This is a genomic window from Paenibacillus sp. P5_B5, from assembly GCF_056400365.1.
Genome location: NZ_JBFULK010000020.1, coordinates 40006 through 61476, shown reverse-complemented (window position 1 = coordinate 61476; position 21471 = coordinate 40006). Strand labels below are relative to the sequence as shown.

Below are 21471 nucleotides of genomic sequence, written 5' to 3'. Positions count from 1 at the left end.
GAGCCCGAAAGCACGTCGAGATAACTACAAATCTCGTAAGTCATCAAGCTACGGTGCATATTTAATAATTTCGCGAGCTGCCGCTTCGTCAGTCACAAGTATATCCTCATGGCCAAATCTTAGTACTGCGGCAATTGCTTTGCCTTTACTTTTGCCACCAGCAACACCAATTACGAGTTCAGTTTGCTCAATATCCTCAAGTTGAAGCCCCAGTGTTGGCATTTTATGTACAACTGTACCTTCAGTGTCAAAATAATATCCGAATGCTTCCGCCAAAGCTCCGGCTTGTTGCAGACCTCCAATTATAGTGTCTCCAACTTTCCGTCTCTTAGCCATAACCATAGCATCACCGATTCCATGAACCACAATGCGACAGTTGCGAACAACACTAACAATTTCCTTTACACTTGGTTCAAGAAGCAGCGACTGATACGCTTCCTCACCAAGATCATCAGGTACATGAAGCAGTCTGTATTTACCACCAATTTTGCGAGCCATTTGGGAAGCCACGGTGTTGGCTTGCATTTCAACGCTTTCTCCAAGTCCACCCCGAGCTGGCACGAACCAAGCTTCCTTAAGTGGTGCGGAGCTGCTGAGATGATGGGCGATCTCTGCCATCGTCGAGCCACCTGTAACTGCTATGACATCTCCATTGGTAACATTCTTGCGTAGGATTGAGGCGCCTGTACGTCCAAGTTCCTTTTTGGTAAAAAACGAACTGTCTGAATCCCCTGGAACGATGATGACCTGTGATAAACCGAAGGTAGTACGGATTTGTGATTCTAAATCAGTCAGCTCGAACACTTCTTTAATGATAGGCTCCATTTGATCAAGCAGTAATTGACCTGCGGGTGTAATCCGCATCCCACTCGTCTCAATTTCTAGAAGTCCCTGTGATTTAAGAAATTCAACCTCACCGCGAAGAACACGTTCTGTAATATCAAGCGAGCCAGCGAGCGTCCTTCTGCCGATTACACCTGAAATCATAATATGATGCAGCACGGTGTACCTTTTTTTCATAACATCGAGCAAATCAGGCATCAATTGTTTCTGTATTTCAAGAATTCGTTTCATTATTCGTTTAATCTCTCCCACGCTTGATTGGTCATTAAATGTCCCAACAGTACATTTTAAGTCCCACCAGCAACAAATTCATTATAACTCATTTATTCGTAAGAAGCAATATATTGCAAGTGTTGTATAGCCTTAAATAAACATTGATTTTCATGCTCCAATATCATATAATAACCTTTGCTGTTATAAACAGCTTTAATATGCGCCCATGGTCCAAAGGATATGACGTAGGCCTCCGGAGCCTGAGATCGAGGTTCAATTCCTCGTGGGCGCGCCAATTATATATTAGTTATCATGTTAGAAGCTCCCTAGATCAGGGAGCTTTTTTCTGTTACAACCTACATCTAAACTATTGTTTGACCTTTATTGACCTTAATGTTAATTTCAGGTATGATATGGATATATTAAAGCTAGTAGCTATAATATAATTGATTAACTCAAGGAGGTTAAACATATGAGCCTTTTAGTTCCTATGGTTGTTGAACAAGACGCGAGAGGTGAACGCGCATACGATATCTATTCCCGTTTACTTAAAGACCGTATTATTTTTCTTGGTTCTCAAGTAAATGATCAAGTAGCCAATTCAATCATTGCTCAGCTGTTATTCCTAGATGCTCAAGATCCAGGCAAGGATATTTCTATTTACATCAACTCACCTGGTGGTTCAATTACTGCCGGAATGGCGATATACGACACCATGCAGTTTATTAAATCAGATGTATCCACAATCTGTGTAGGTATGGCTGCTTCGATGGGCGCTTTCCTACTTGCAGCAGGCGCGATTGGTAAACGTTACGCGTTACCGAACTCAGAGGTTATGATTCATCAGCCACTAGGTGGTGTCGAAGGTCAAGCATCTGATATCCAAATTCGTGCGAACCGTATTATCAAAATGCGTGAGAATTTAAATCGCATTCTGTCCGAACGTACTGGACAGCCGCTCGACCGTGTTGATCGTGATACAGACCGTGACTACTTTATGTCTGCAGCGGAAGCACAAGCATATGGATTGATCGATAAGGTTATTGAAAAAGTATAGTATTACATGGAAGGGACAATTCCTTAGTCATCGTATGGCTAAGAAATTGTCCCTTTGTTATACCCTCATTACCATAAATAGATCTGGTATGACATTGTATAGACCTAATATCTAGACTTGAAACCTCCATTGTCCCTCAACGTATCTATATATTAGATGGACCTAAGGAGGAGATTGTAATCATGAATTGCCCGGTATGCCATAATGTAAGAATGCGTGAAGTTATGAAAGATGATGTTTTAATTGACATTTGCCCGGAATGTAAAGGGGTATGGCTGGATCGTGGAGAGTTAGATAAACTAATGGCTGGAATTCGTGAATTAAGACCTCAATTGGACAACTGGAATAACGACGAACGCAATCGTCAACCTCGTCGTGATCATGATGATGATGACCACTACGATAAGCATTACAAGCAGGGACAAGGTCATCACAAGAAGAAACGTAATGTATTAGATGTATTCGGAGATTTATTTGATTGAGAGAAGTTTTTAACCATAATAAAACATTAAACATAAAGCAACGTGTCATCCTTGTGAATTTCAAAAGGATGACACGTTGTTTTATTGTGGAACTGACAATCAATGAATGCGTTCACATTATTGATTGTCTAATTCCTCTTTACTAACTAAGGAGATCAATGCATCCACTGCTTGATCTGAATCAGATCCTTCTGCAGAAATATAAACTTCAGTTCCAGTGGAAATTGCTAAACTCATGATTCCCATAATGCTCTTAGCGTTAACCTTCTTTTCATCCTTCTCAACGAAAATTTCTGATGAAAATTTATTGGCTTCTTGTACGAAAAGAGCTGCCGGTCTTGCATGTAAACCGGTTTTCAGTTTCACTATTACTGGGCGTCTTGACATCCAACCAATTCCCCCTTTTTTTCTGTATACAAATCTTACATAATACTGCACGTAAAATCAACTGACTTTAAAACAGATGACACCAAAAAAGTTATACATAGTTAATAGTATTATACCACTTGCCACCAAAATAAACTAGAATAATATATCTAACTCCTATTTTGTACTTCTTATTTTTTCGGCAAGTTCATCAATTTTACGTAACCTATGATTCACGCCAGACTTGCTGACGCCGCCTTTTAACAAATCGCCTACTTCTTTGAGGTTAATATCTGGATTCTTAAGTCGCATTACAGCTACTTCTCGCAGTTTATCAGGCAAGTTCTCCAAACCAATCTCTTTTTGCAATAGACGAATGTTTTCAATTTGACGAACAGCTGCACCGATTGTTTTATTTAAATTTGCTGTTTCACAATTAACAATACGATTAACCGAATTACGCATATCCTTCATAATACGTACATCCTCAAATCGCAGCAGCGCTTGATGTGCACCTATGATGGATAGAAATTCGATTATTTTCTCGCCCTCTTTGATATAGAGAACAAAACCCTTCTTGCGCTCAATGAACCGAGCATTAAGATCAAATCGATTCGCAAGTTTACACAGTGCTTGGCAATGCTCCTCATAAATAGAGGCAATCTCAAGATGATAGGACGAGCCTTCTGGATTATTAACCGATCCACCAGCTAGAAAAGCACCTCGTAAATAGGCGCGTTTACAGCATGAAGATGGAATGATCGCTTTATCAATATCAGTTGTAAAAATAAATCCTTCCGATACGATACATAAATCCTTCAGTAGCTCTTGAACACCAACCGGAACGCGAACAATGTAAACATTATTCTTTTTGAGTCTCATTTTCTTCCGAACAAGTAACTCGGTATGAAGTCCATATGTTTTTTTGAGAAGAGAGTAGATTCTTCTGGCAATTGCAGCATTCTCGGTCAGAATATCCAGGATCACACGCCCATTGCTGAACTGCACAGAGCCGTTCATTCTTATAAGAGCGGATAACTCCGCCTTTTCACAACAGGCTTCACTCTCAATAAGAGTTAATTCCTTCTTGGTCTGTGCTGCAAAAGACATTTCATTCACCTCTTCCTTAACATCCAGTTCTCCACAATTTGATAGATGTGATCACTTAATTTATCGGCATCATGACGTAAATAGGTTCGGAACAAAACAAGTGTATCCGCTATTACCTGATAGCCTCGTTTTTTCACCTCTTCAAGATCTAAATGAACGGCTTTGGCACCCTTCTCTGCGTATCTATCCTGAACTTGAGGTGGAATTTCTCCATCATTTACAATAATATAATCGAATAATTGATTACCTACATGCTGATGAATAGCTGCTAAATGATCGCTGACAGAATAATTATCCGTTTCACCTGGCTGCGTCATAACGTTACAAATAAACATTTTGACAGCATTAGATTTAATAATTTCGTCAGCTACCCCTTTAACTAATAAATTCGGGAGTATACTCGTATATAGCGAGCCAGGACCACATAGAATCGCATCTGCCTCACGGATAGCCTGAATAGCTTCAGGTAGAGGCTTAACATTAGCAGGCTCAATGAACAGACGTTCAATTCGACCACCATTTAAGGGAATCTTCGACTCCCCTACTACAATCGTTCCATCTTCCATTTCTGCATTGAGCGTTATTACTTGACTGGAAACAGGAAGAACACTGCCTCTTACCGCGAATACACGGCTCATTTCTCTGATACCCGTAACAAAATCTCCAGTAATATCTTTCATTGCAGCTAGAATTAGATTACCAAGTGAATGACCAGCTAGCCCTGTACCTTCAGGGAAACGATACTGAAGCATTAAGGCTAACAAGGGTTCTACATCCGCCATGGAGGTTAGAACATTACGAATATCGCCTGGAGGCGGCATTCCAAGCTCAGATCGAAGAATTCCTGAACTTCCTCCATCATCTGCAACAGTCACAATCGCTGTAATATCAAGCGGTTTATTCTTAAGACCTCGCAACATAACCGATAGTCCAGTTCCTCCGCCGATTACAACGATTTTCGGATTGCTTTTGAGTACGAGATTGCTTGACAAAGCCTCACCCCTATAAACTTTCTCAGCTTAGCTATTGACGATCCCTTTCTGCATCCCGATGGCTGACCCTGACAGATTCCGTCTCGGAATTATCCATCATATTGCCGATATACTCTGCAATCGCGACCGAACGGTGTTTACCACCCGTACAACCAATTCCTATAACAATTTGGCTCTTGCCCTCTTTTTGATACTGCGGAACAAGGAATTGGAGCAAATCGAGTAATTTAGTTAAAAATTCCTGCGTTTCATACCACTTCATCACATAATCATAAACGTCCTGATCCTGACCGGTTTTGGGTCTAAGTGTATCAATATAATGCGGATTAGGTAAAAAGCGCACATCAAAAATCAGATCAGCATCAATCGGAATCCCATACTTAAACCCAAATGAAATTACATTTATAGATATGCAATTAGGCTCAAGATTGGTGAATCTAGAAGATATCTGTTCTTTGAGCTGCGCGGGCTTGAGTGATGACGTATCAATAACCTGCGTGGACAGACCCTTTAGCTCTTCTAGTAACTTACGTTCTGCGTAGATACCTTCAAGAGGTAGGCCACCTTGTGCTAATGGATGTCGTCTACGTGTTTCTTTGTACCGTTGTACAAGAGAAGCATCCGTCGCATCGAGAAATAGAATTTCATAAGTAATTGTGTGATGATCCTTAAGTGTACGAAGTGATTCATGTAAAGAGGTAAAGAATTCTCTACCCCTTAGATCAATTACAAGTGCTACTTTCCCAATTTTGCCTTGAGATTGTTCAATTAACTCAGCAAATTTGGGAATTAGGATTGGAGGTAGATTATCGACACAGAAGAAACCAAGATCCTCAAATGATTGAACTGCAATCGTTTTGCCCGCTCCTGACATGCCGGTGATAATAACGAGCTTAGCAATAGCGCTCGTATTGTCCATACTTTCCCTCTCCCTTAATTACTGCAGATTCAGACATGCTGCACCAACGATACCAGCATCATTACCGAGCGTTGCTGCAACAATATCCACGCCTTCTTTAACTGGTTCAGGCGTATATTTATCAAATGCTTGACGAATAGGCTCAAACAGAATTTCTCCTGCACGTGACACACCGCCACCAATAATAAATTTTTGCGGATTCGTGATCACTGCCAAAGTCGCCATTGATCTTCCCAAATAATAAGCTGCACGATTAACGATGCGCTCAGCTACCTCATCCTTGCCTCTAGCAGCTTCAAAAACATCCTTCGCTTCAATTTTATCAAGTAAGCTTAGCGAAGTGAATTCACCACGTTCAACGGCATTCATCGCCATACGTACGATACCTGTTGCAGAGGATACTGATTCAAGGCAGCCTACACGACCACATGTGCATTGAATCGCTTCAATATCAGGAACAACGCATAGATGACCAATCTCTCCAGCCATACCCTTAAAGCCGTGAAGCAGCTTGCCATTCTCAATAATTCCGCCGCCAACACCTGTGCCTAATGTATAGCATACAACATCTGAGAAGCCTTTACCTGCGCCACTCCAAGCTTCACCAAGTGCGGCTACATTCGCATCATTATCAATTTTAACGGGTTTATCAAGCATTTCTTGTAAGCGCTGCTTGATCGGGATATCACGTAAATTAAGATTCCCAGAGGATACGATAACACCTTTAGCAATGTCCAGAAAGCCCGCTATACCTGCTCCAACACCAACAACCTGATCCCATGAGAACGTAGTTTCAGCAACTGTAGCACGTGTATATTCAGCAATTTTGTCAACAACATGATCTGGACCAAACTCTACTCCCGTAGGCCCTTCATATTTGTGCAACAAATTACCATTACTATCGCATATTCCTACCTTAATTGTAGTCCCGCCAAGATCGACACCAACATAGATCTGTTCTGTCATACCCATTCATCCTCTCAAAAACTTTCTATAAGAAAGCTATCTTCATTAAACATACGCATTTATTTAGAACTATACGCGAACCAAGTTCAGATGGTCAAGAAACAAGAAGAAACGGTTTCAACATGTTCTCAGCTCAAGCGTTTTCCTTTGAGTATCACTCAGCAGAAAACGTGGATGCATAAGCCGCAACCACGTCCTTACCGTTTTCGGCATTCGATTGTTACAGCGATTGACTCCAGTCAGTCACTGCACTTCCTTCAAGAAATTTCTCGCAATCTAGAGCTGCCATACATCCGCTGCCTGCCGCTGTAATTGCTTGTCGATATTTAGTATCCTGAACATCGCCACAAGCGAACACACCAGGAACATTCGTTTCAGTGGATCCTGGCTTAACAACGATATAGCCTATTTCATCGATCGTAATTTGTCCGCCCAAGAAGTCTGTATTCGGCTTATGACCGATCGCTATGAATATGCCATCCGTGTCAAATTCTTCTTCCAAACCAGATTCATTGTTAAGGACTTTAAGAGCTGTTACTTTCATACCGTCAGACTGTACTTCAACTGGCGTATTATCCAGACTCCAAACAATTTTGGGATTCTCACGTGCACGATCCTGCATGATTTTGGATGCCCGAAGTTCACTCCGGCGATGCACAAGCCTTACCTCTGAGGCAAACCTTGTTAGAAAGTTGGCTTCTTCCATGGCAGAATCTCCACCACCGACTACGATGATTTTCTTCCCACGGAAGAAAAATCCATCACATGTTGCACATGTGCTTACACCGCGGCCTACATTCTCACGTTCACCGTCAATTCCGAGGTATTTGGCAGAAGCACCTGTAGAAATAATGAGCGATTGTGTTTCAAGTTCACCTAGACCATCAACTTGCAGTTTGAATGGACGTTTACTAAGATCAACTTGTGAAACAAACCCTGTTTTGAACTCAGCACCGAATTTTTCGGCCTGTTTACGCATATTAGCCATTAACTCAGGACCCATAATCCCATCAGGGAAGCCAGGGAAATTCTCAACCTCTGTTGTGGTTGTCAGCTGTCCGCCTGGTTCAGGCCCTTCAATAACTAATGGATTCATATTCGCACGTGCCAGGTAAATAGCTGCTGTTAAACCAGCAGGGCCAGTTCCGACCACAATCGTTTTGTACATATGCTCATCCCTCTCTAAATATTACTGCTTGATATTCAGAAGCTTCGAATCCATCTTTTCCTTCAAACCACAAACCTCATCAATTAGTTTGACATTCTTACTAATTGTTGATACAGAAGCTTGATAACGTGTTGCAACTTCTTGGTAAGATATAGGACGACGATGTATTTTGGCGATTAAATACTCAAGCGCGGCGGACCACCCTTCCACCTTGGTAATTCGAGGAACCTCCGGATATACTCGTGTTAGAAATTCTACCCAAAGCGTTTCTAAATCATGCTGTTCAATAAGATCATACCGTTTATGCATATGGCGAAATGCCATCTCGATAACAGCTTGCCATTTGACTTCCCATGTTGGTAAATTGAGTCCGAGCGACGCATCTTTGATGACACGGATTTCTCCGTCCAGATGTGCTTTAAGCGGCTCACTTACACCCATGCTACGAAGGACAAATAAAGCAGCACGCTTTAGGTAATCATCTTCATCAGCTTCAAGAATAAAATCAGTGAGAGCTTCTTTCACTTCGTTATCGCCAATTGCTCCGAACGCTTGAATGACATGAAGCTTCGTTTGATAATCCCCATGACGTAAAGCCCAGAAAAAAGACGACCGTACGAGTGGATCTTCTTTCAGCCCATCCGGTATTCCTTCTTCGGATCTAGTAAGGGCACGAAATTGTTCCTCGAACGGTAAGTGATAATGATAATGTAGCTTTCCAACTGGCACACCTTCATCAATTTCATCCAAATGACGCAAATAGAAAGAGGCAACCTCTGATCCAGGGTCTATTCTTTCTACTTGCTTCCATAACCGTCTAGCTTCTGTAAATCGCCCTAAACTACATGCAGCAACAGCCGTATAGTGATATAGGCTAGGATCTGATCCATCTTCACCTAGTTTAAGGAGACGCTTAAACAATTGATAAGCACCGGCATGTTCACCTAAGATTCCCATTGTGGTAGCCATTTTGAACATATGATCGAGTTGAATTGGATACGTTTTGCGTAACATGTCAATTAACTCTTGTACCTCAGATTCACGGCCTAGATGCTGATAAAAAATCGCCAAATTGCAAAGTGCATGCAAATTACCCGGCTCAATCTCTAGAACATCGTGAATCGTAGATACAGATTTATCGAACTGCCCTGTATAGTAATAAGCTAAAGCCAGATTATTGCGAGCTGCCATAAAATCAGGATGTTCTTCTACAATTGCTTCAAGTGTTCTTGTCGCTTCCGTAAATTTACCCTCTTCTAGCAGAACGCGAGCTGTATCGTGTTCTAACAAGCCCTCTCTGGCTTTGATTTGTGTAATTTGCGTCGGACGTTGTAATTCGAAAGATAAATAGTCCATCATCTCTTCGGACTCTTCTAGAAAAACCCCCTTAGGGTCATTCTCTAAATAGTGTACAAGAGCTTCCTCCGCCAATTCAAAACTTTCCATATTAGCGTAATTGTTCGCCATATAGTAATAGCACTCAATCATTGAAGGATCTACATCTTCAATAACTTCTTGGAGGACCAGATTGGATTGTTCAAACTGCCCCATCTCAGATAATACACCAGCTAGATTACAGTAATTCACCGGATTTTCTTTCTCGAGATCGATAGCCCGGCGAAAATACTTTAATGCCTTATCATAGTGGTAACGGTCCAAGGATTGGACAGCTCTCTCGAAAAAGAACGAAGCATCTATGCGAATTGGAATTACATTAGATTGTGGACTCGCGGAAACTCGCTTTTTCTCCATATAAGGCACCTCCTAGGCAAACATAAGTTTTGCTAAGTATAGCATAGACCATCTAGTACACCAAATGACTCAATCTACACTCCGCCGTGTTTAAATAGAGACGAAATCGATCCGCCGGTTTCGATAATATTGATCGCACTGCTAAGTAGAGGAGCGACCGATAGAACCTTAAAGCGCGCAGGATGATCACTAGGAATAGCTATAGAATCTGTGATAACAACTTCTTGAATATTCGGATGGTCAAGTCGCTCAAGTGCTGGACCTGAGAATACTGGATGCGTTGCACAAACAAACGAGTCATGCGCTCCTCTTTCTTTAAGCCCTTCAACAACATTGACAATAGTTGAACCCGTGTCAATCATGTCTTCAATAATGATTGGAGTACGATCTTTGACATCCCCAATGACGTGTGTAATAACCGATTGATTATGTTCGGGACGTTTTTTGATCATGATTGCAAACGGAGCATTAAGGATATTCGCCATCTTCTCAGCAGTCGTTGCACGACCTGCATCTGGAGAAACGATAATTGGATTAATGATATTCTTCTTCATCATGTAATCACTAATTACATCAAGTGCAGTCAGATGATCAACTGGGATATTAAAGAATCCTTGAATCGCTGGCGCATGTAAATCAATTGTAATTAGACGCTGTGCACCGGCAGCTCTGAATAAATCTGCAACTAATTTAGCTGAGATTGGTTCACGTGGTGCAGCTTTTCTTTCTTGTCGTGAATAGCCGTAATAAGGAATTACGAGGGTTATCGTTCTTGCAGATGCTCTTTTGGCAGCATCCATCATAATTAACAGTTCCATCATATGATCGTTGATGGGATGAGAGAACGTCTGAACCAAGTATACGTCACAGTTACGTACGCTTTCTTGGTAACAGCAATAGCTTTCGCCACTTTTGAATTTGGATAGCTTAATTTTGCCTTGCGGTAAGCCTAGTTCTTTACAAATCTGTTGCGTAAGTAATGGATTAGATGAACCTGAGAAAATTTTAACTTGATCTGATGAGAGCATGGATAACCTCCGAGGGATAAATTCCGCACGAATAACCTCCCTTCCGGGAAGTTATTCGATCAGGCTGTCGATTATTGTTACCTATTTTTCCATTATACATGAAATTAGTCGAAATTAAAAAGATATTAACTCTCTATTTCTTGAACAAAAAGTGGAAATATGAGAATATCCTACTTTTTTCAACTCTAGAAGGGCCAAATCAAGGTTCTCAGCAAGTCTTTCTGGCTGATGAGCATCTGAACCAATCGTAATGGGAATTCCAATTTCACATGCATATTCTATCATAGATTGACAAGGATACATATGCCTAGCTTTATGACGTAAACCAGAAGCATTCAATTCAATCACCATATCGCTCGCTTTAATAATATCAAGTGTTTCCCTCTCTAGCATCGTCATATCGCATTTTGGCATGTAACCAAAACGTTTAATCATGTCAATGTGTCCGAGAAAGTCATATAACTGTGATCGTGCTGCCTTCTGAACTGCATCATAATATTGTCTGAAGACATCGTCAACTTCGCGTCCATTCCAACCATCCAATTGACGGTGATCGGATACGTCCCATGTTCCAAGAAAATGCACAGAGCCAATCACATAATCCCATGGGTATCGATCAATAATCGCTGCAATTTGCTCTTCATATCCTTCGATATAATCAGCTTCTAAACCAACACGCAAATCGATTTGGCTTTTGTATTTCTCTTTCAAAGTTAGAGCTTCTTCCACATATCTAGGTAATTCATCCATCGACATTGCCATACCTGGCAAATAAGTTGCTGGATCTACATGAATGAGTGGCAAGTGATCCGACACACCAAGCTGTACTAACCCGAGTTCAATACCACGTTTCACATAATCCTCTAAATCACCAGATGCATGTCCGCAACGTGCATGATGCGTATGATAATCAATTAACATAGCTCAGTTACACCTAGCCTTTTCTAGAATTAAGATGACGACGTTCAAGCTCTGCCAATAAATCATCTAGTGAAAGCTTTTGTTCTCTTAAGAGCACTAATAAGTGGAAAATCAAATCGCTTGCTTCATATCTGAGCTCATCCTTGTCACTATTTTTGGCTGCGATAATGACTTCGGATGCTTCTTCTCCAATTTTCTTAAGAATTTTGTCGATTCCCTTCTCAAACAAATACGTGGTGTATGAGTTTACAGGGCGTTCCAAGTCCCTAGAAGCAATGACTGTTTCTAGATTGGATAGGATAGCAAAGCGTTCAGATTGCGTATTAACCATATCGTTCTGTTCACTAATAATCGATGTATTAAAACAAGTATAAGTACCATTATGACAAGCTGGTCCTTGTGGATTTACGAATACAAGCAATGTGTCTGCATCGCAATCATAACGAATATCCGTCACATGCTGTACATTTCCTGATGTTGCACCTTTGTTCCAAAGTTCCTTTCGTGAGCGGCTCCAGAACCATGTTTGCTTCGTTTTTATTGTAACTTGAAGCGATTCTATGTTCATATAAGCTAGCATTAGCACGTCTTTGGATGTGGCATCCTGTACGATTGCCGGTACAAGCCCGCTCTCGTCAAACTGAATCACACTCAAATCTAATGTTGTCATCGTACTTCCACTCCTTTGCTGCGAAGATCATCTTTAACTTCCGCAATCGTCATCTCTTTATAATGAAAAATCGTAGCAGCCAGTCCTGCGTCTGCATGACCCTCTGTAAACACATCATAAAAATCATTTTTCTTGCCCGCTCCACCAGAAGCAATAACAGGAATCGACACTAACTGTGATACTGTCCGAGTTAAGGGTAGATCAAATCCGTCCTTCGTTCCATCAGCATCCATAGAAGTTAATAGAATTTCTCCCGCACCTAAATCTTGCAATTGCTTAGCCCATTCTAGTGCCTTGATACCTGTAGCTTGACGACCACCGTGTGTGTAAACTTCCCACTCACTCCAGTCAGAGTTGTACTTCGCATCAATAGCCACAACAATACACTGCGAACCGAATCTTCTAGCTCCATCTGATACAAGCTGAGGATTCTTGACTGCGGCTGTATTAATTCCAATCTTATCTGCTCCTGCTCGAAGAAGTCTTGTCATATCGTCTACACTAGAAATACCACCCCCAACTGTAAAAGGGATCGTGATTTCACCTGCTGTTTGACGAACGACCTCGATCATCGTTGCTCTTCCTTCTACAGATGCCGAAATATCTAGAAAAACAAGTTCGTCCGCACCTTCACGATCATAGATTGCAGCGAGCTCAACTGGATCTCCTGCATCACGCAGATTAACGAAATTAACACCTTTCACAACGCGACCATCTTTTACATCAAGACAAGGAATAATTCGTTTGGCTAACATCGGAGACCTCCTTTCATTCATGAATATTTATTAGAACTGATTTCGTGAAATCAGCTTAAATGGCTTTAAGAAATAGTCAGAACTTACTTACCTATTGTTTGTAAAGCATGCGTTAGGCCTATTGCCCCTGTATATAACGCCTTACCAACAATTGCACCACTAACACCTGCATCTGCATGTTCAGCTAGACGAGTTAAGTCGCTTAACTGGCTAACGCCTCCTGAAGCAATAACGGATTGACCAGAGACTTTAGCAAGCTGGGCGATGGCTTCCACATTTGGGCCACCCATCATGCCATCTCGTGAAATATCAGTGAAAATGAAGGTGCGTGCACCATACTCTGCAAGCTGTACAGCAAGGTCGACTGCTTTAACGTCAGATGTCTCCAGCCAGCCACGAGTAGCAACTAGACCATTTCTAGCATCAAGTCCGATTGCGATGCGCTCTCCGTGCTTTCTAAGAGCCTCATGAACGAACTTACGATCTTCAATAGCAGCTGTACCCAGAATAACACGTGATACACCAAGTGATAGCAGTCGATCAATATCAGACTCTGACCGAATACCGCCACCGATTTGAACAGGTACTTTAACAGAGCTTGCAATGCGTCCAATTAACTCAGCATTAACAGGTTGACCTGCTTTAGCGCCATCTAGATCAACTAGATGAATCCATTCTGCACCTTGTTCTTCCCATTGTAATGCTACTTCTGCCGGTTCGTCATTGTATACCGTTTCTTGGTTATAATCGCCTTGCACCAATCGAACACATTTTCCATCTCGAATATCAATTGCCGGGTAAATTATAAAAGGTGACATACCTGTTAATCCTCCGTTACCGTTATGAACTCATATTTAATCACAATCTCTTGTGTTTACTTACTTACAAAATTAATTACTGCTATTTACTTTGCTGCCACATAAAGCCACAAAATTACCCAGCAGCTGCATGCCAAGCTCACCGCTCTTCTCTGGATGAAATTGCATACCATACACCTGATCATGACCAACAATTGCTGACACCTGCTGATAATAATCTGTTGTTGCGAGCAAATCTTCTACTCGCTCAGGCAATACATGATAAGAGTGAACGAAATATGCATGCCCTTCTTCTAGTCCATTAAATAGTGGATGATTGCTTTGCTCGAACTTCAGACGATTCCACCCCATATGAGGTACTTTATAATCACCAACGAAGTGTACGACTTTACCTGGAAGAAGATCTAATCCAGTGTGGGTACCATACTCCTCACTTTCGGTGAACAATAGCTGCATGCCTAGGCAAATACCAAGAAGTGGTTTCCCTGACTCTGCATACTGTTTAACCGTCACATCAAGCCCTGTCTCCCTTAAACTAGATATAGCATCCCCGAATGCGCCTACTCCTGGTAGAATCGCGCCATTAGCTGCTAAGATGACACTCGGATCTGAAGTAACGACTGTCTCATGACCTAACCGTTCAACTGCTTTGCTAACTGAATGCAGGTTTCCCATGCCATAATCGATAATTGCTATGGTAGCCACGACTACAGCACTCCTTTCGTTGATGGTACGCCTTGTACGCGAGGATCAATCGTTGTTGCTTCATCCAGTGCTCGCCCCAGTGCTTTGAATATTGCTTCAATCATATGATGTGTATTCTGACCATAGTGGACAATGACATGAAGCGTAATTCTTGCTTCTAGCGCAAACTTCCATAAAAATTCTTGGACAAGCTGCGTATCAAACGATCCGACAACTGCGGTTGGATATTCCGCACGATATTCGAAATGAGGGCGGTTCGAAATATCAATGACTACCTGCGCTAACGCTTCATCCATCGGGATAAATACAGATGCATAACGCTTAATTCCCTTTTTGTCGCCAAGTGCTTCTTTCAGTGCTAGTCCTAGACAAATCCCAATATCTTCAACGGTGTGATGATCATCAATTTCAATATCACCGATTGCATTCACCTTCAAATTGAATTGACCATGCTTAGTAAACAGGTCCAACATGTGATTCAAGAACGGTACATCTGTCTCTATCTCTGAAATACCTGTTCCATCTATATCATAAGCAAGCTTAATATTCGTCTCATTCGTTACACGTGCAATTTCAGCTGCTCGGCTACGCGTAATCGCATCCTGATTTTCCATTGTGAATTCCTCCTAAAAGTTTTGTGATACAAGATTTCTATCTACAAGATTCACATTTACTGACTTTGACGTTCCTTATTTAATCGAACCTCAATCGCGCGAGCATGCCCTTCGAGCTTCTCGGTGCGAGCGAGCGTCATGATCATGTCGCCATTCGCGAGCAGGGCTTCTTTGCTGTAGTGGATGACACTGGACTTCTTCACGAAGTCATCCACATTCAGCGGCGAAGAGAAACGAGCCGTGCCGTTGGTTGGCAGGATGTGATTCGGTCCTGCGAAGTAGTCGCCAACCGGCTCGGGTGAATACGGGCCGAGGAAGATTGAGCCCGCATTCTGAATTGCGGGCAGAATCGCGAACGGTTCAGCCGTGAGCACCTCTATATGCTCAGGAGCGACCTCGTTCGCGACGCGCACAGCTTCTTCGATCGTGCTTACGAGCACGATCGTTCCCCGCTCCGCCGTCGACACGGCGGCGATGTCACGACGCGGCAGCACGGCTAGCTGGCGCTCAAGCTCGGTTTGTACACTTGCGGCGATCTCGCGCGAAGTGGTGATAAGCGTGACGGGCGACAATACGTCATGCTCCGCTTGTGCTAGTAAATCTGCAGCGATATATTCAGGATCAGCTGTATCATCAGCAATAATTACAACATCCGTAGGTCCAGCAATCATATCAATATCGACTACACCATACACTTCGCGCTTAGCTAATGCGACATAGATATTGCCTGGACCTGCGATTTTATCCACCGGTGCAATCGTCTCGGTGCCATAGGCAAGAGCAGCAATCGCTTGTGCTCCGCCAATGCGATAGATTTCCGTGATGCCCGCTTCCGCTGCTGCGACAAGAATATGCGGGTTAATCCCCGCTTCACCTGCCGTCGCAGGAGGCGTCACCATCACGATCTCTAACACGCCCGCGACCTGTGCAGGGATCGCGTTCATAAGCACGGACGACGGATACGCCGCCGTCCCACCAGGGACATACAGGCCGACACGCTTAAGCGGCCTGATCACTTGTCCAAGCAGGCTCCCATTCGCCTGCAGGTCCATCCACGAGTTGCGCTTCTGCTTCTCGTGATAGGACCTTATATTCGCTGCGGCACAGCGCAGCGCCTCCAAGAACTTATCGTCTACCTGCGTATACGCTGCTTGGATCTCTGCCTCATCAACACGAAGTTTGTCTATTTCTACACCGTCAAACTGCTGACTGAATCTACGCAGCGCAGAATCTCCCTCTGAGCGCACGGCATCTAAAATAACTCGAACACTCTCGTTCTGCTCTGGCGTGCCATATTCGACGTCTCTTATTAATTTAAATTCGCTAACTTCAACGATTCTCATTACGCTGTTCCCCCTCTATGAGTTCCACTATTAATTCAACAAGATAAAACGGCTTCGCCGTCCTTATAGGATGGCTGCGTTTCGTAAGGTGAATACTAGAAAGTATAGGTGTAAAACTTATATTTTCTAATTCACTAAATTTACTTGAAGCATGTCACACAGTCGTTGTATTTCAACATTCTTCATTCGATAGCTCACCCGATTAGCAATTAATCGACTCGTTATTTGGAATATTTCTTCTCTTTCAACTAAACCATTCTCTCGCAGGGTTTGACCTGTTTCAACCATATCAACGATCCGATCTGCTAAACCAATTAATGGCGCAAGCTCGATAGAGCCGTTAAGCTTAATCACTTCAACCTGCTGCCCCTGTTCCCGGAAATACTGAGATGCTACATTCGGATATTTAGTAGCTACTCGTGGATTTAAAACAGGCTTCCAATCTGGAAGTGCAATAACCGACATACGGCAACGAGCAATCGCGAGATCAAGAAGTTCGTATACATCTCGATTCTCTTCCATTAGCACATCCTTGCCGACAATTCCGATATCTGCCACACCATACTCTACATAAGTAGGTACATCAACTGGCTTAGCCATAATAAATTCCATACCTGCCTCCGGAAATGGAATAATTAGTTTTCTAGAATCATCCGTTTCCTCTGGAAGTGGTATCCCCGCTTGATGAAACAATTTGAATGCTTGTTTGTATATACGACCTTTTGGCATCGCAACCTTTAGTAAATCTCTCATTGCTTATCCCCTTGCACAAACTGGATGATTTCGTTATATACCGTGTTGTTATAAGTTAGTGAAGCCTGATCTATATTCATTGACTTAAGATCACAATTATTAGGAATTAGAACCGTTTCTACCATTATGAGCTTACTGTCCATCCGCAGCTTGCTTGCATGTCCAAGTGCTTCTACACGATGTTCGCTATCATATACAAGTAACACCTTGGGTGTTGAACCTGCTAGTTCTGGATCAACTACTTCAAGAATACGATTTGTTTTGAGTGCAAATCCTGTAGCTGGAGCAGGCCTTCCGAATTGTCCAAGAAGCTTATCATACCTACCGCCTGCACAAACAGGGAATCCAAGATCAGCAGCATAGCCTTCGAACGTCATTCCTGTGTAATATTCAAAATCACCTACCATCGTCAAATCAATGACAACGTGATCACTAACTTCATAGGCATCAAGCACATGCCAGATCTCATTTAAATGACGGATAGACTGCTGCGCTAGAGGATCTGTCGTGAGCAATAATGCCTGCTCTCCTACTTCAAGACCACCACGAAGACGCAGTATACCTTCTAATCTTCTCTGATCATCTAGATTAAGATCTAACGATTGCAATTTTTCTCTATATCCAACATAATCTCGATTTATTAAATAATTTTTAAGCAGCCTTTCATTCTCCGTCTGGCCAGATAATATCTCTTGAAATAGACCGTTTAGAAATCCAACATGACCTAAAGCGATCTTAAATCGATGAACACCGGCTGCTTGTAAGGAAGCAATAGCCAGTGCTATGACCTCTGCATCTGCCTCAGGAGATGCGTCGCCTACTAACTCAATACCAGTCTGATAAAATTCCGCACCCCGACCTGCTTCCGCTTCAATGGCACGAAACACATTTGCATGATAGGATAAACGAATTGGAAACGACTCTTCCTTAAGTAGAGAAGAAACTACTCTCGCAATCGGTGTTGTCATATCAGAGCGAAGCACAAGCATCGTTCCGTTACGATCGAGAAGCTTAAACAGCTTACGATCTTCTGTTGATGAAGCGATACCTACGGTGTCATAGAATTCTAATGTGGGCGTCATAATTTCTCTATAACCCCAGCGTTCCATACAAGCTAGCACCTGACGTTCGACAGAACGCAATTGTTTTGCCGCATCTGGCAAAAAATCTTTCAGTCCAGTTGGTTTCTCGAATACTTTTGGCTTAGACATAGTTGTCACACCCCTAACCCTATTATCACAATTTTATATATTTAAATGTGTTATCCACTTAGATCAGTTATGAAATTGATTCAAAAATAAACGCTTTACTGCGTTACCATGTTACCTCTCTAACAAAATGAAGTTATTTAAGTTTATCACGATTTAAAAATGACGTCAATAAAGCACTTACCCTACTTATAATAGAGGGTAAGTGCTTATTGTGTCGATCAAAATGTGATAGATCTAAGTAGTAACCTTCCTAAATTCACCTAAGTATGCTTTAATGACATGTTCATTTTTACGTAAAGCTTCTGCATTGTCTTCTATTGATATATAGCCTGTCTCAAGAACATAACCCCTATGTGCAAGCTTCAGTGCAGATTTGGCATTTTGTTCTACGAGAAGAATCGCAGTCTTGCTATGCTCATTAATACTCTTAATAATTTTCATGATTTCATTAACAATAATCGGTGCTAGACCCATCGATGGTTCATCAAGCATAAGGAGCTTTGGCTCTGACATCAAAGCACGTCCAATCACGAGCATCTGCTGTTCACCACCGCTAAGTGTTCCCGCCATTTGCTTTCTCCTCTCTGCCAGCCGCGGAAACATATCGAACATCTCATTTATTTTTTGATGAATCTTATGCTTATCATGCCTCTTCGTGAAAGCACCAAGTTCCAAGTTTTCAAGGACAGACAGTCCACTGAATACTCTCCGACCTTCTGGTACTTGAATTAAACCTCTCTCTACAACGGTATACGCCTCTGCCTTTGTTATATCATCATCTAGAAAGTGAATAGAGCCTTCGGATGGTCTGACAAGACCAGATATGGTTTTGAGGATTGTACTCTTACCTGCACCATTGGCACCAAGTAGTGCTACAATTTCTCCTTGCTTGATCGATATGGAAACACCTTTAACTGCTTGAATTTTACCATAATACGTTTGTATATTTCTTACATCAAGGACCATACTCATATCGCTTCACTCTCCTCTTCCGTTCCAAGGTAAGCTTCGATAACAAGTGGATTCAGTAGAATTTCTTCAGGGGTTCCTTCAGCTAACTTCTTTCCATAATTAAGAACGATTATTTTCTCCGAAACTTGGTTAACCAGCCCCATGTCATGCTCGATTAATACGATAGGAATACGAAATTCAGTGCGAATTTGACGGATTAAATAGATTAAATCAAGTTTTTCTGTATAGTTAAACCCTGCCGCAGGCTCATCTAGAAATAAAATTTTGGGTTCTATAGCTAACGCCCGTGCAATTTCAAGATAACGTTGTGCGCCATATGGTAAATTTGCCGCTTGGCGGTTCCTATAAGCTTCCAGTCCAACAAATTGAATATAATATTCTGCTACCTGCTGGATCCGCTCTTCTTCCATTCTCTGAGCTTTGGTATGGAGCAAAGCTCCCCAGATCCCTTGCGTCGTTCTCGTGTGCATCCCCGATTTCACATTATCAAGCACAGATAAATTCGGGAATATGCGAAGGTTCTGGAACGTACGTGCCATACCAAGTCCTGTTATTTCACTCGGCTTCTTCCCTACAACCTTATTGCCATTAAAAATAATTTCCCCGCTTGTAGGCTGATAAAACCCCGTTATCATATTAAATAGAGACGTTTTACCCGCTCCGTTCGGACCAATTACACTCATGATAATATTGTCAGGAATATCGAAGCTTAAATGATCTATTGCAGTTACCCCTCCGAACTGCAGATGCAAATTTTTCAGTTGTAAGATCGGCATCATAGCGCCCCCAATCAATTACTTCTCTCCATTATGCTTTACTGGTAATAACCCTTGTGGTCTAAAAACCATCATCATAACGAGTGCAATTCCGAATATCAAAAATCGATACTTATCGACGCCAATTCCTAAGTTGATTACTTTGTCCAAATCTCTTAATAACTCTGGAATGACAATAACAAGTATGGCGCCTATAACTACCCCAGACACTCTTCCTATTCCACCTAGAATAACAGCAAGCAGGATTAGCACAGATTGCATAAAGCTAAAGCTTTCGGGTGCAATCGCTGTCATTTTCACAGCAAAGATAGACCCACCTAAGCCTGCAAACACAGCACCAATGGCATAAGCCTTTAGCTTCGTTCGTACTCGATTAACTCCCATCGCTTCTGCTGCATCCTCATCCTCACGAATGTATGCCCATGAACGTCCTAGTCGAGAGTTCTGTAACCGCTTAGAAGCGATAATCACTATACAAGCTAGTACTAACATTGCCCAATACGAATAGCTTAAATTATTAATTGTTAAGTTACCGATATGAATAGCGTCAGGAAACGGACTTTTAATGCCGTAAATCCCTGAAGAACCTCCTGTAAAAGAGAGATTCTTAGCTGAAATTCGGACAATCTCTCCAAAACCTAACGTAACGATAGCAAGATAGTCGCTTCGCAAACGCAAGGTAGGTAATCCGATAACAATTCCAGCCATCGCAGCAATTACCCCTCCGATAGGAATTGTGAGCCAAAAACTTATATCATATACAGTCATTAAAATACCTGTTGTATAAGCACCCACTGCAAAAAAAGCAGAATAACCTAAATCTAATAATCCCGTAAATCCTACAACAATATTGAGCCCTAACCCTAAGACAATATAGAAAACAGCCAAAAATCCTACATCAAGCCAATATCCCCCTGAGTAAAGTGGAAACGTCAATGATAATAAAGTAATACTAATGAGACGTAATCGTTTCATTTTAGATAAGGGTTGTATCAAACGATTGATTGAAGTGGATGCTTTGGGAATAACGCTCATCA

The 21471-nt window shown here is 42.0% G+C and carries 23 protein-coding genes and 1 tRNA gene; 3 read left to right on the top strand and 21 right to left on the bottom strand.

Annotated features, from left to right (window positions below; translation table 11 throughout):
- Nucleotides 1–48: 48 nt before the first annotated feature.
- Nucleotides 49–1074, bottom strand: coding sequence for a sugar-binding transcriptional regulator (locus AC1DOK_RS21280; RefSeq protein ID WP_477556322.1), 1026 nt, complete (start codon nucleotides 1072–1074; stop codon nucleotides 49–51).
- A 202-nt stretch (nucleotides 1075–1276) separates the two neighbouring features.
- On the opposite strand from AC1DOK_RS21280, the gene AC1DOK_RS21275 reads away from it, so the two are divergent.
- The 3 genes from AC1DOK_RS21275 to AC1DOK_RS21265 all read left to right on the top strand — a co-directional run bounded on the left by AC1DOK_RS21275 (nucleotide 1277) and on the right by AC1DOK_RS21265 (nucleotide 2595).
- Nucleotides 1277–1351: transfer RNA gene (locus AC1DOK_RS21275), tRNA-Arg, on the top strand.
- Between the two features lie 177 nt (nucleotides 1352–1528).
- The gene (gene clpP / locus AC1DOK_RS21270; RefSeq protein WP_477556321.1) at nucleotides 1529–2113 is read left to right on the top strand and encodes an ATP-dependent Clp endopeptidase proteolytic subunit ClpP; all 585 of its coding nucleotides are present in this window, start codon (nucleotides 1529–1531) and stop codon (nucleotides 2111–2113) included.
- Between the two features lie 182 nt (nucleotides 2114–2295).
- A complete protein-coding gene (locus AC1DOK_RS21265) occupies nucleotides 2296–2595 on the top strand; it encodes a TFIIB-type zinc ribbon-containing protein (protein ID WP_477556320.1) in 300 nt (99 codons plus the stop codon).
- A 117-nt stretch (nucleotides 2596–2712) separates the two neighbouring features.
- Here AC1DOK_RS21265 and AC1DOK_RS21260 read toward each other — a convergent pair whose 3' ends face one another.
- The 20 genes from AC1DOK_RS21260 to AC1DOK_RS21165 form a co-directional block, all read right to left on the bottom strand.
- Nucleotides 2713–2982: an HPr family phosphocarrier protein gene (locus AC1DOK_RS21260; RefSeq protein WP_132418954.1), complete on the bottom strand. Its 270-nt coding sequence runs from the start codon at nucleotides 2980–2982 to the stop codon at nucleotides 2713–2715.
- A gap of 156 nt (nucleotides 2983–3138) precedes the next feature.
- Entirely contained in the window at nucleotides 3139–4071 is a 933-nt protein-coding gene (gene whiA / locus AC1DOK_RS21255; RefSeq protein WP_477556319.1) for a DNA-binding protein WhiA, read from the bottom strand.
- A 5-nt stretch (nucleotides 4072–4076) separates the two neighbouring features.
- A complete protein-coding gene (locus AC1DOK_RS21250; RefSeq protein ID WP_477556318.1) occupies nucleotides 4077–5063 on the bottom strand; it encodes a gluconeogenesis factor YvcK family protein in 987 nt (328 codons plus the stop codon).
- Nucleotides 5064–5094: 31 nt separating this feature from the next.
- The gene (gene rapZ, locus AC1DOK_RS21245; protein ID WP_477556317.1) at nucleotides 5095–5982 is read right to left on the bottom strand and encodes an RNase adapter RapZ; all 888 of its coding nucleotides are present in this window, start codon (nucleotides 5980–5982) and stop codon (nucleotides 5095–5097) included.
- An 18-nt stretch (nucleotides 5983–6000) separates the two neighbouring features.
- Entirely contained in the window at nucleotides 6001–6948 is a 948-nt protein-coding gene (locus tag AC1DOK_RS21240) for an ROK family glucokinase (RefSeq protein ID WP_477556316.1), read from the bottom strand.
- Nucleotides 6949–7168: 220 nt separating this feature from the next.
- Nucleotides 7169–8116 (bottom strand): thioredoxin-disulfide reductase, encoded by a 948-nt coding sequence (gene trxB, locus AC1DOK_RS21235; RefSeq protein ID WP_477556315.1) that lies wholly within the window; start codon nucleotides 8114–8116, stop codon nucleotides 7169–7171.
- 21 nt (nucleotides 8117–8137) lie between these two features.
- Nucleotides 8138–9868: a tetratricopeptide repeat protein gene (locus AC1DOK_RS21230; protein WP_477556314.1), complete on the bottom strand. Its 1731-nt coding sequence runs from the start codon at nucleotides 9866–9868 to the stop codon at nucleotides 8138–8140.
- 74 nt (nucleotides 9869–9942) lie between these two features.
- Complete coding sequence (locus tag AC1DOK_RS21225; protein WP_477556313.1) at nucleotides 9943–10896, bottom strand: ribose-phosphate diphosphokinase; 954 nt, start codon at nucleotides 10894–10896, stop codon at nucleotides 9943–9945.
- A gap of 114 nt (nucleotides 10897–11010) precedes the next feature.
- Nucleotides 11011–11817: a histidinol-phosphatase HisJ gene (gene hisJ / locus AC1DOK_RS21220; protein ID WP_477556312.1), complete on the bottom strand. Its 807-nt coding sequence runs from the start codon at nucleotides 11815–11817 to the stop codon at nucleotides 11011–11013.
- A gap of 13 nt (nucleotides 11818–11830) precedes the next feature.
- Nucleotides 11831–12487: a bifunctional phosphoribosyl-AMP cyclohydrolase/phosphoribosyl-ATP diphosphatase HisIE gene (gene hisIE / locus AC1DOK_RS21215; protein WP_477556311.1), complete on the bottom strand. Its 657-nt coding sequence runs from the start codon at nucleotides 12485–12487 to the stop codon at nucleotides 11831–11833.
- Nucleotides 12484–13242, bottom strand: a complete 759-nt coding sequence (gene hisF, locus AC1DOK_RS21210; RefSeq protein WP_477556310.1) for an imidazole glycerol phosphate synthase subunit HisF — start codon at nucleotides 13240–13242, stop codon at nucleotides 12484–12486. Before hisF ends, hisIE begins: the two co-directional genes overlap by 4 nt.
- Nucleotides 13243–13325: 83 nt before the next feature.
- On the bottom strand, nucleotides 13326–14060 hold the full coding sequence (gene hisA / locus AC1DOK_RS21205; RefSeq protein ID WP_477556309.1) for a 1-(5-phosphoribosyl)-5-[(5-phosphoribosylamino)methylideneamino]imidazole-4-carboxamide isomerase: 735 nt from the start codon (nucleotides 14058–14060) through the stop codon (nucleotides 13326–13328).
- A gap of 72 nt (nucleotides 14061–14132) precedes the next feature.
- A complete protein-coding gene (gene hisH, locus AC1DOK_RS21200) occupies nucleotides 14133–14765 on the bottom strand; it encodes an imidazole glycerol phosphate synthase subunit HisH (protein ID WP_477556308.1) in 633 nt (210 codons plus the stop codon).
- 2 nt (nucleotides 14766–14767) lie between these two features.
- Nucleotides 14768–15379: an imidazoleglycerol-phosphate dehydratase HisB gene (gene hisB, locus AC1DOK_RS21195; protein ID WP_477556307.1), complete on the bottom strand. Its 612-nt coding sequence runs from the start codon at nucleotides 15377–15379 to the stop codon at nucleotides 14768–14770.
- Nucleotides 15380–15435: 56 nt separating this feature from the next.
- Nucleotides 15436–16722: a histidinol dehydrogenase gene (gene hisD / locus AC1DOK_RS21190; protein WP_477556306.1), complete on the bottom strand. Its 1287-nt coding sequence runs from the start codon at nucleotides 16720–16722 to the stop codon at nucleotides 15436–15438.
- A gap of 126 nt (nucleotides 16723–16848) precedes the next feature.
- Nucleotides 16849–17475: an ATP phosphoribosyltransferase gene (gene hisG, locus AC1DOK_RS21185; RefSeq protein ID WP_477556305.1), complete on the bottom strand. Its 627-nt coding sequence runs from the start codon at nucleotides 17473–17475 to the stop codon at nucleotides 16849–16851.
- Complete coding sequence (locus AC1DOK_RS21180) at nucleotides 17472–18686, bottom strand: ATP phosphoribosyltransferase regulatory subunit (RefSeq protein WP_477556304.1); 1215 nt, start codon at nucleotides 18684–18686, stop codon at nucleotides 17472–17474. The genes hisG and AC1DOK_RS21180 overlap by 4 nt, the downstream gene beginning before the upstream one ends.
- A 234-nt stretch (nucleotides 18687–18920) precedes the next feature.
- Nucleotides 18921–19658 (bottom strand): ABC transporter ATP-binding protein, encoded by a 738-nt coding sequence (locus tag AC1DOK_RS21175; RefSeq protein WP_477556303.1) that lies wholly within the window; start codon nucleotides 19656–19658, stop codon nucleotides 18921–18923.
- The gene (locus AC1DOK_RS21170) at nucleotides 19655–20437 is read right to left on the bottom strand and encodes an ABC transporter ATP-binding protein (RefSeq protein ID WP_477556302.1); all 783 of its coding nucleotides are present in this window, start codon (nucleotides 20435–20437) and stop codon (nucleotides 19655–19657) included. The genes AC1DOK_RS21175 and AC1DOK_RS21170 overlap by 4 nt, the downstream gene beginning before the upstream one ends.
- Nucleotides 20438–20452: 15 nt before the next feature.
- Nucleotides 20453–21469: a branched-chain amino acid ABC transporter permease gene (locus AC1DOK_RS21165; RefSeq protein ID WP_477556301.1), complete on the bottom strand. Its 1017-nt coding sequence runs from the start codon at nucleotides 21467–21469 to the stop codon at nucleotides 20453–20455.
- Nucleotides 21470–21471 lie beyond the last annotated feature (2 nt).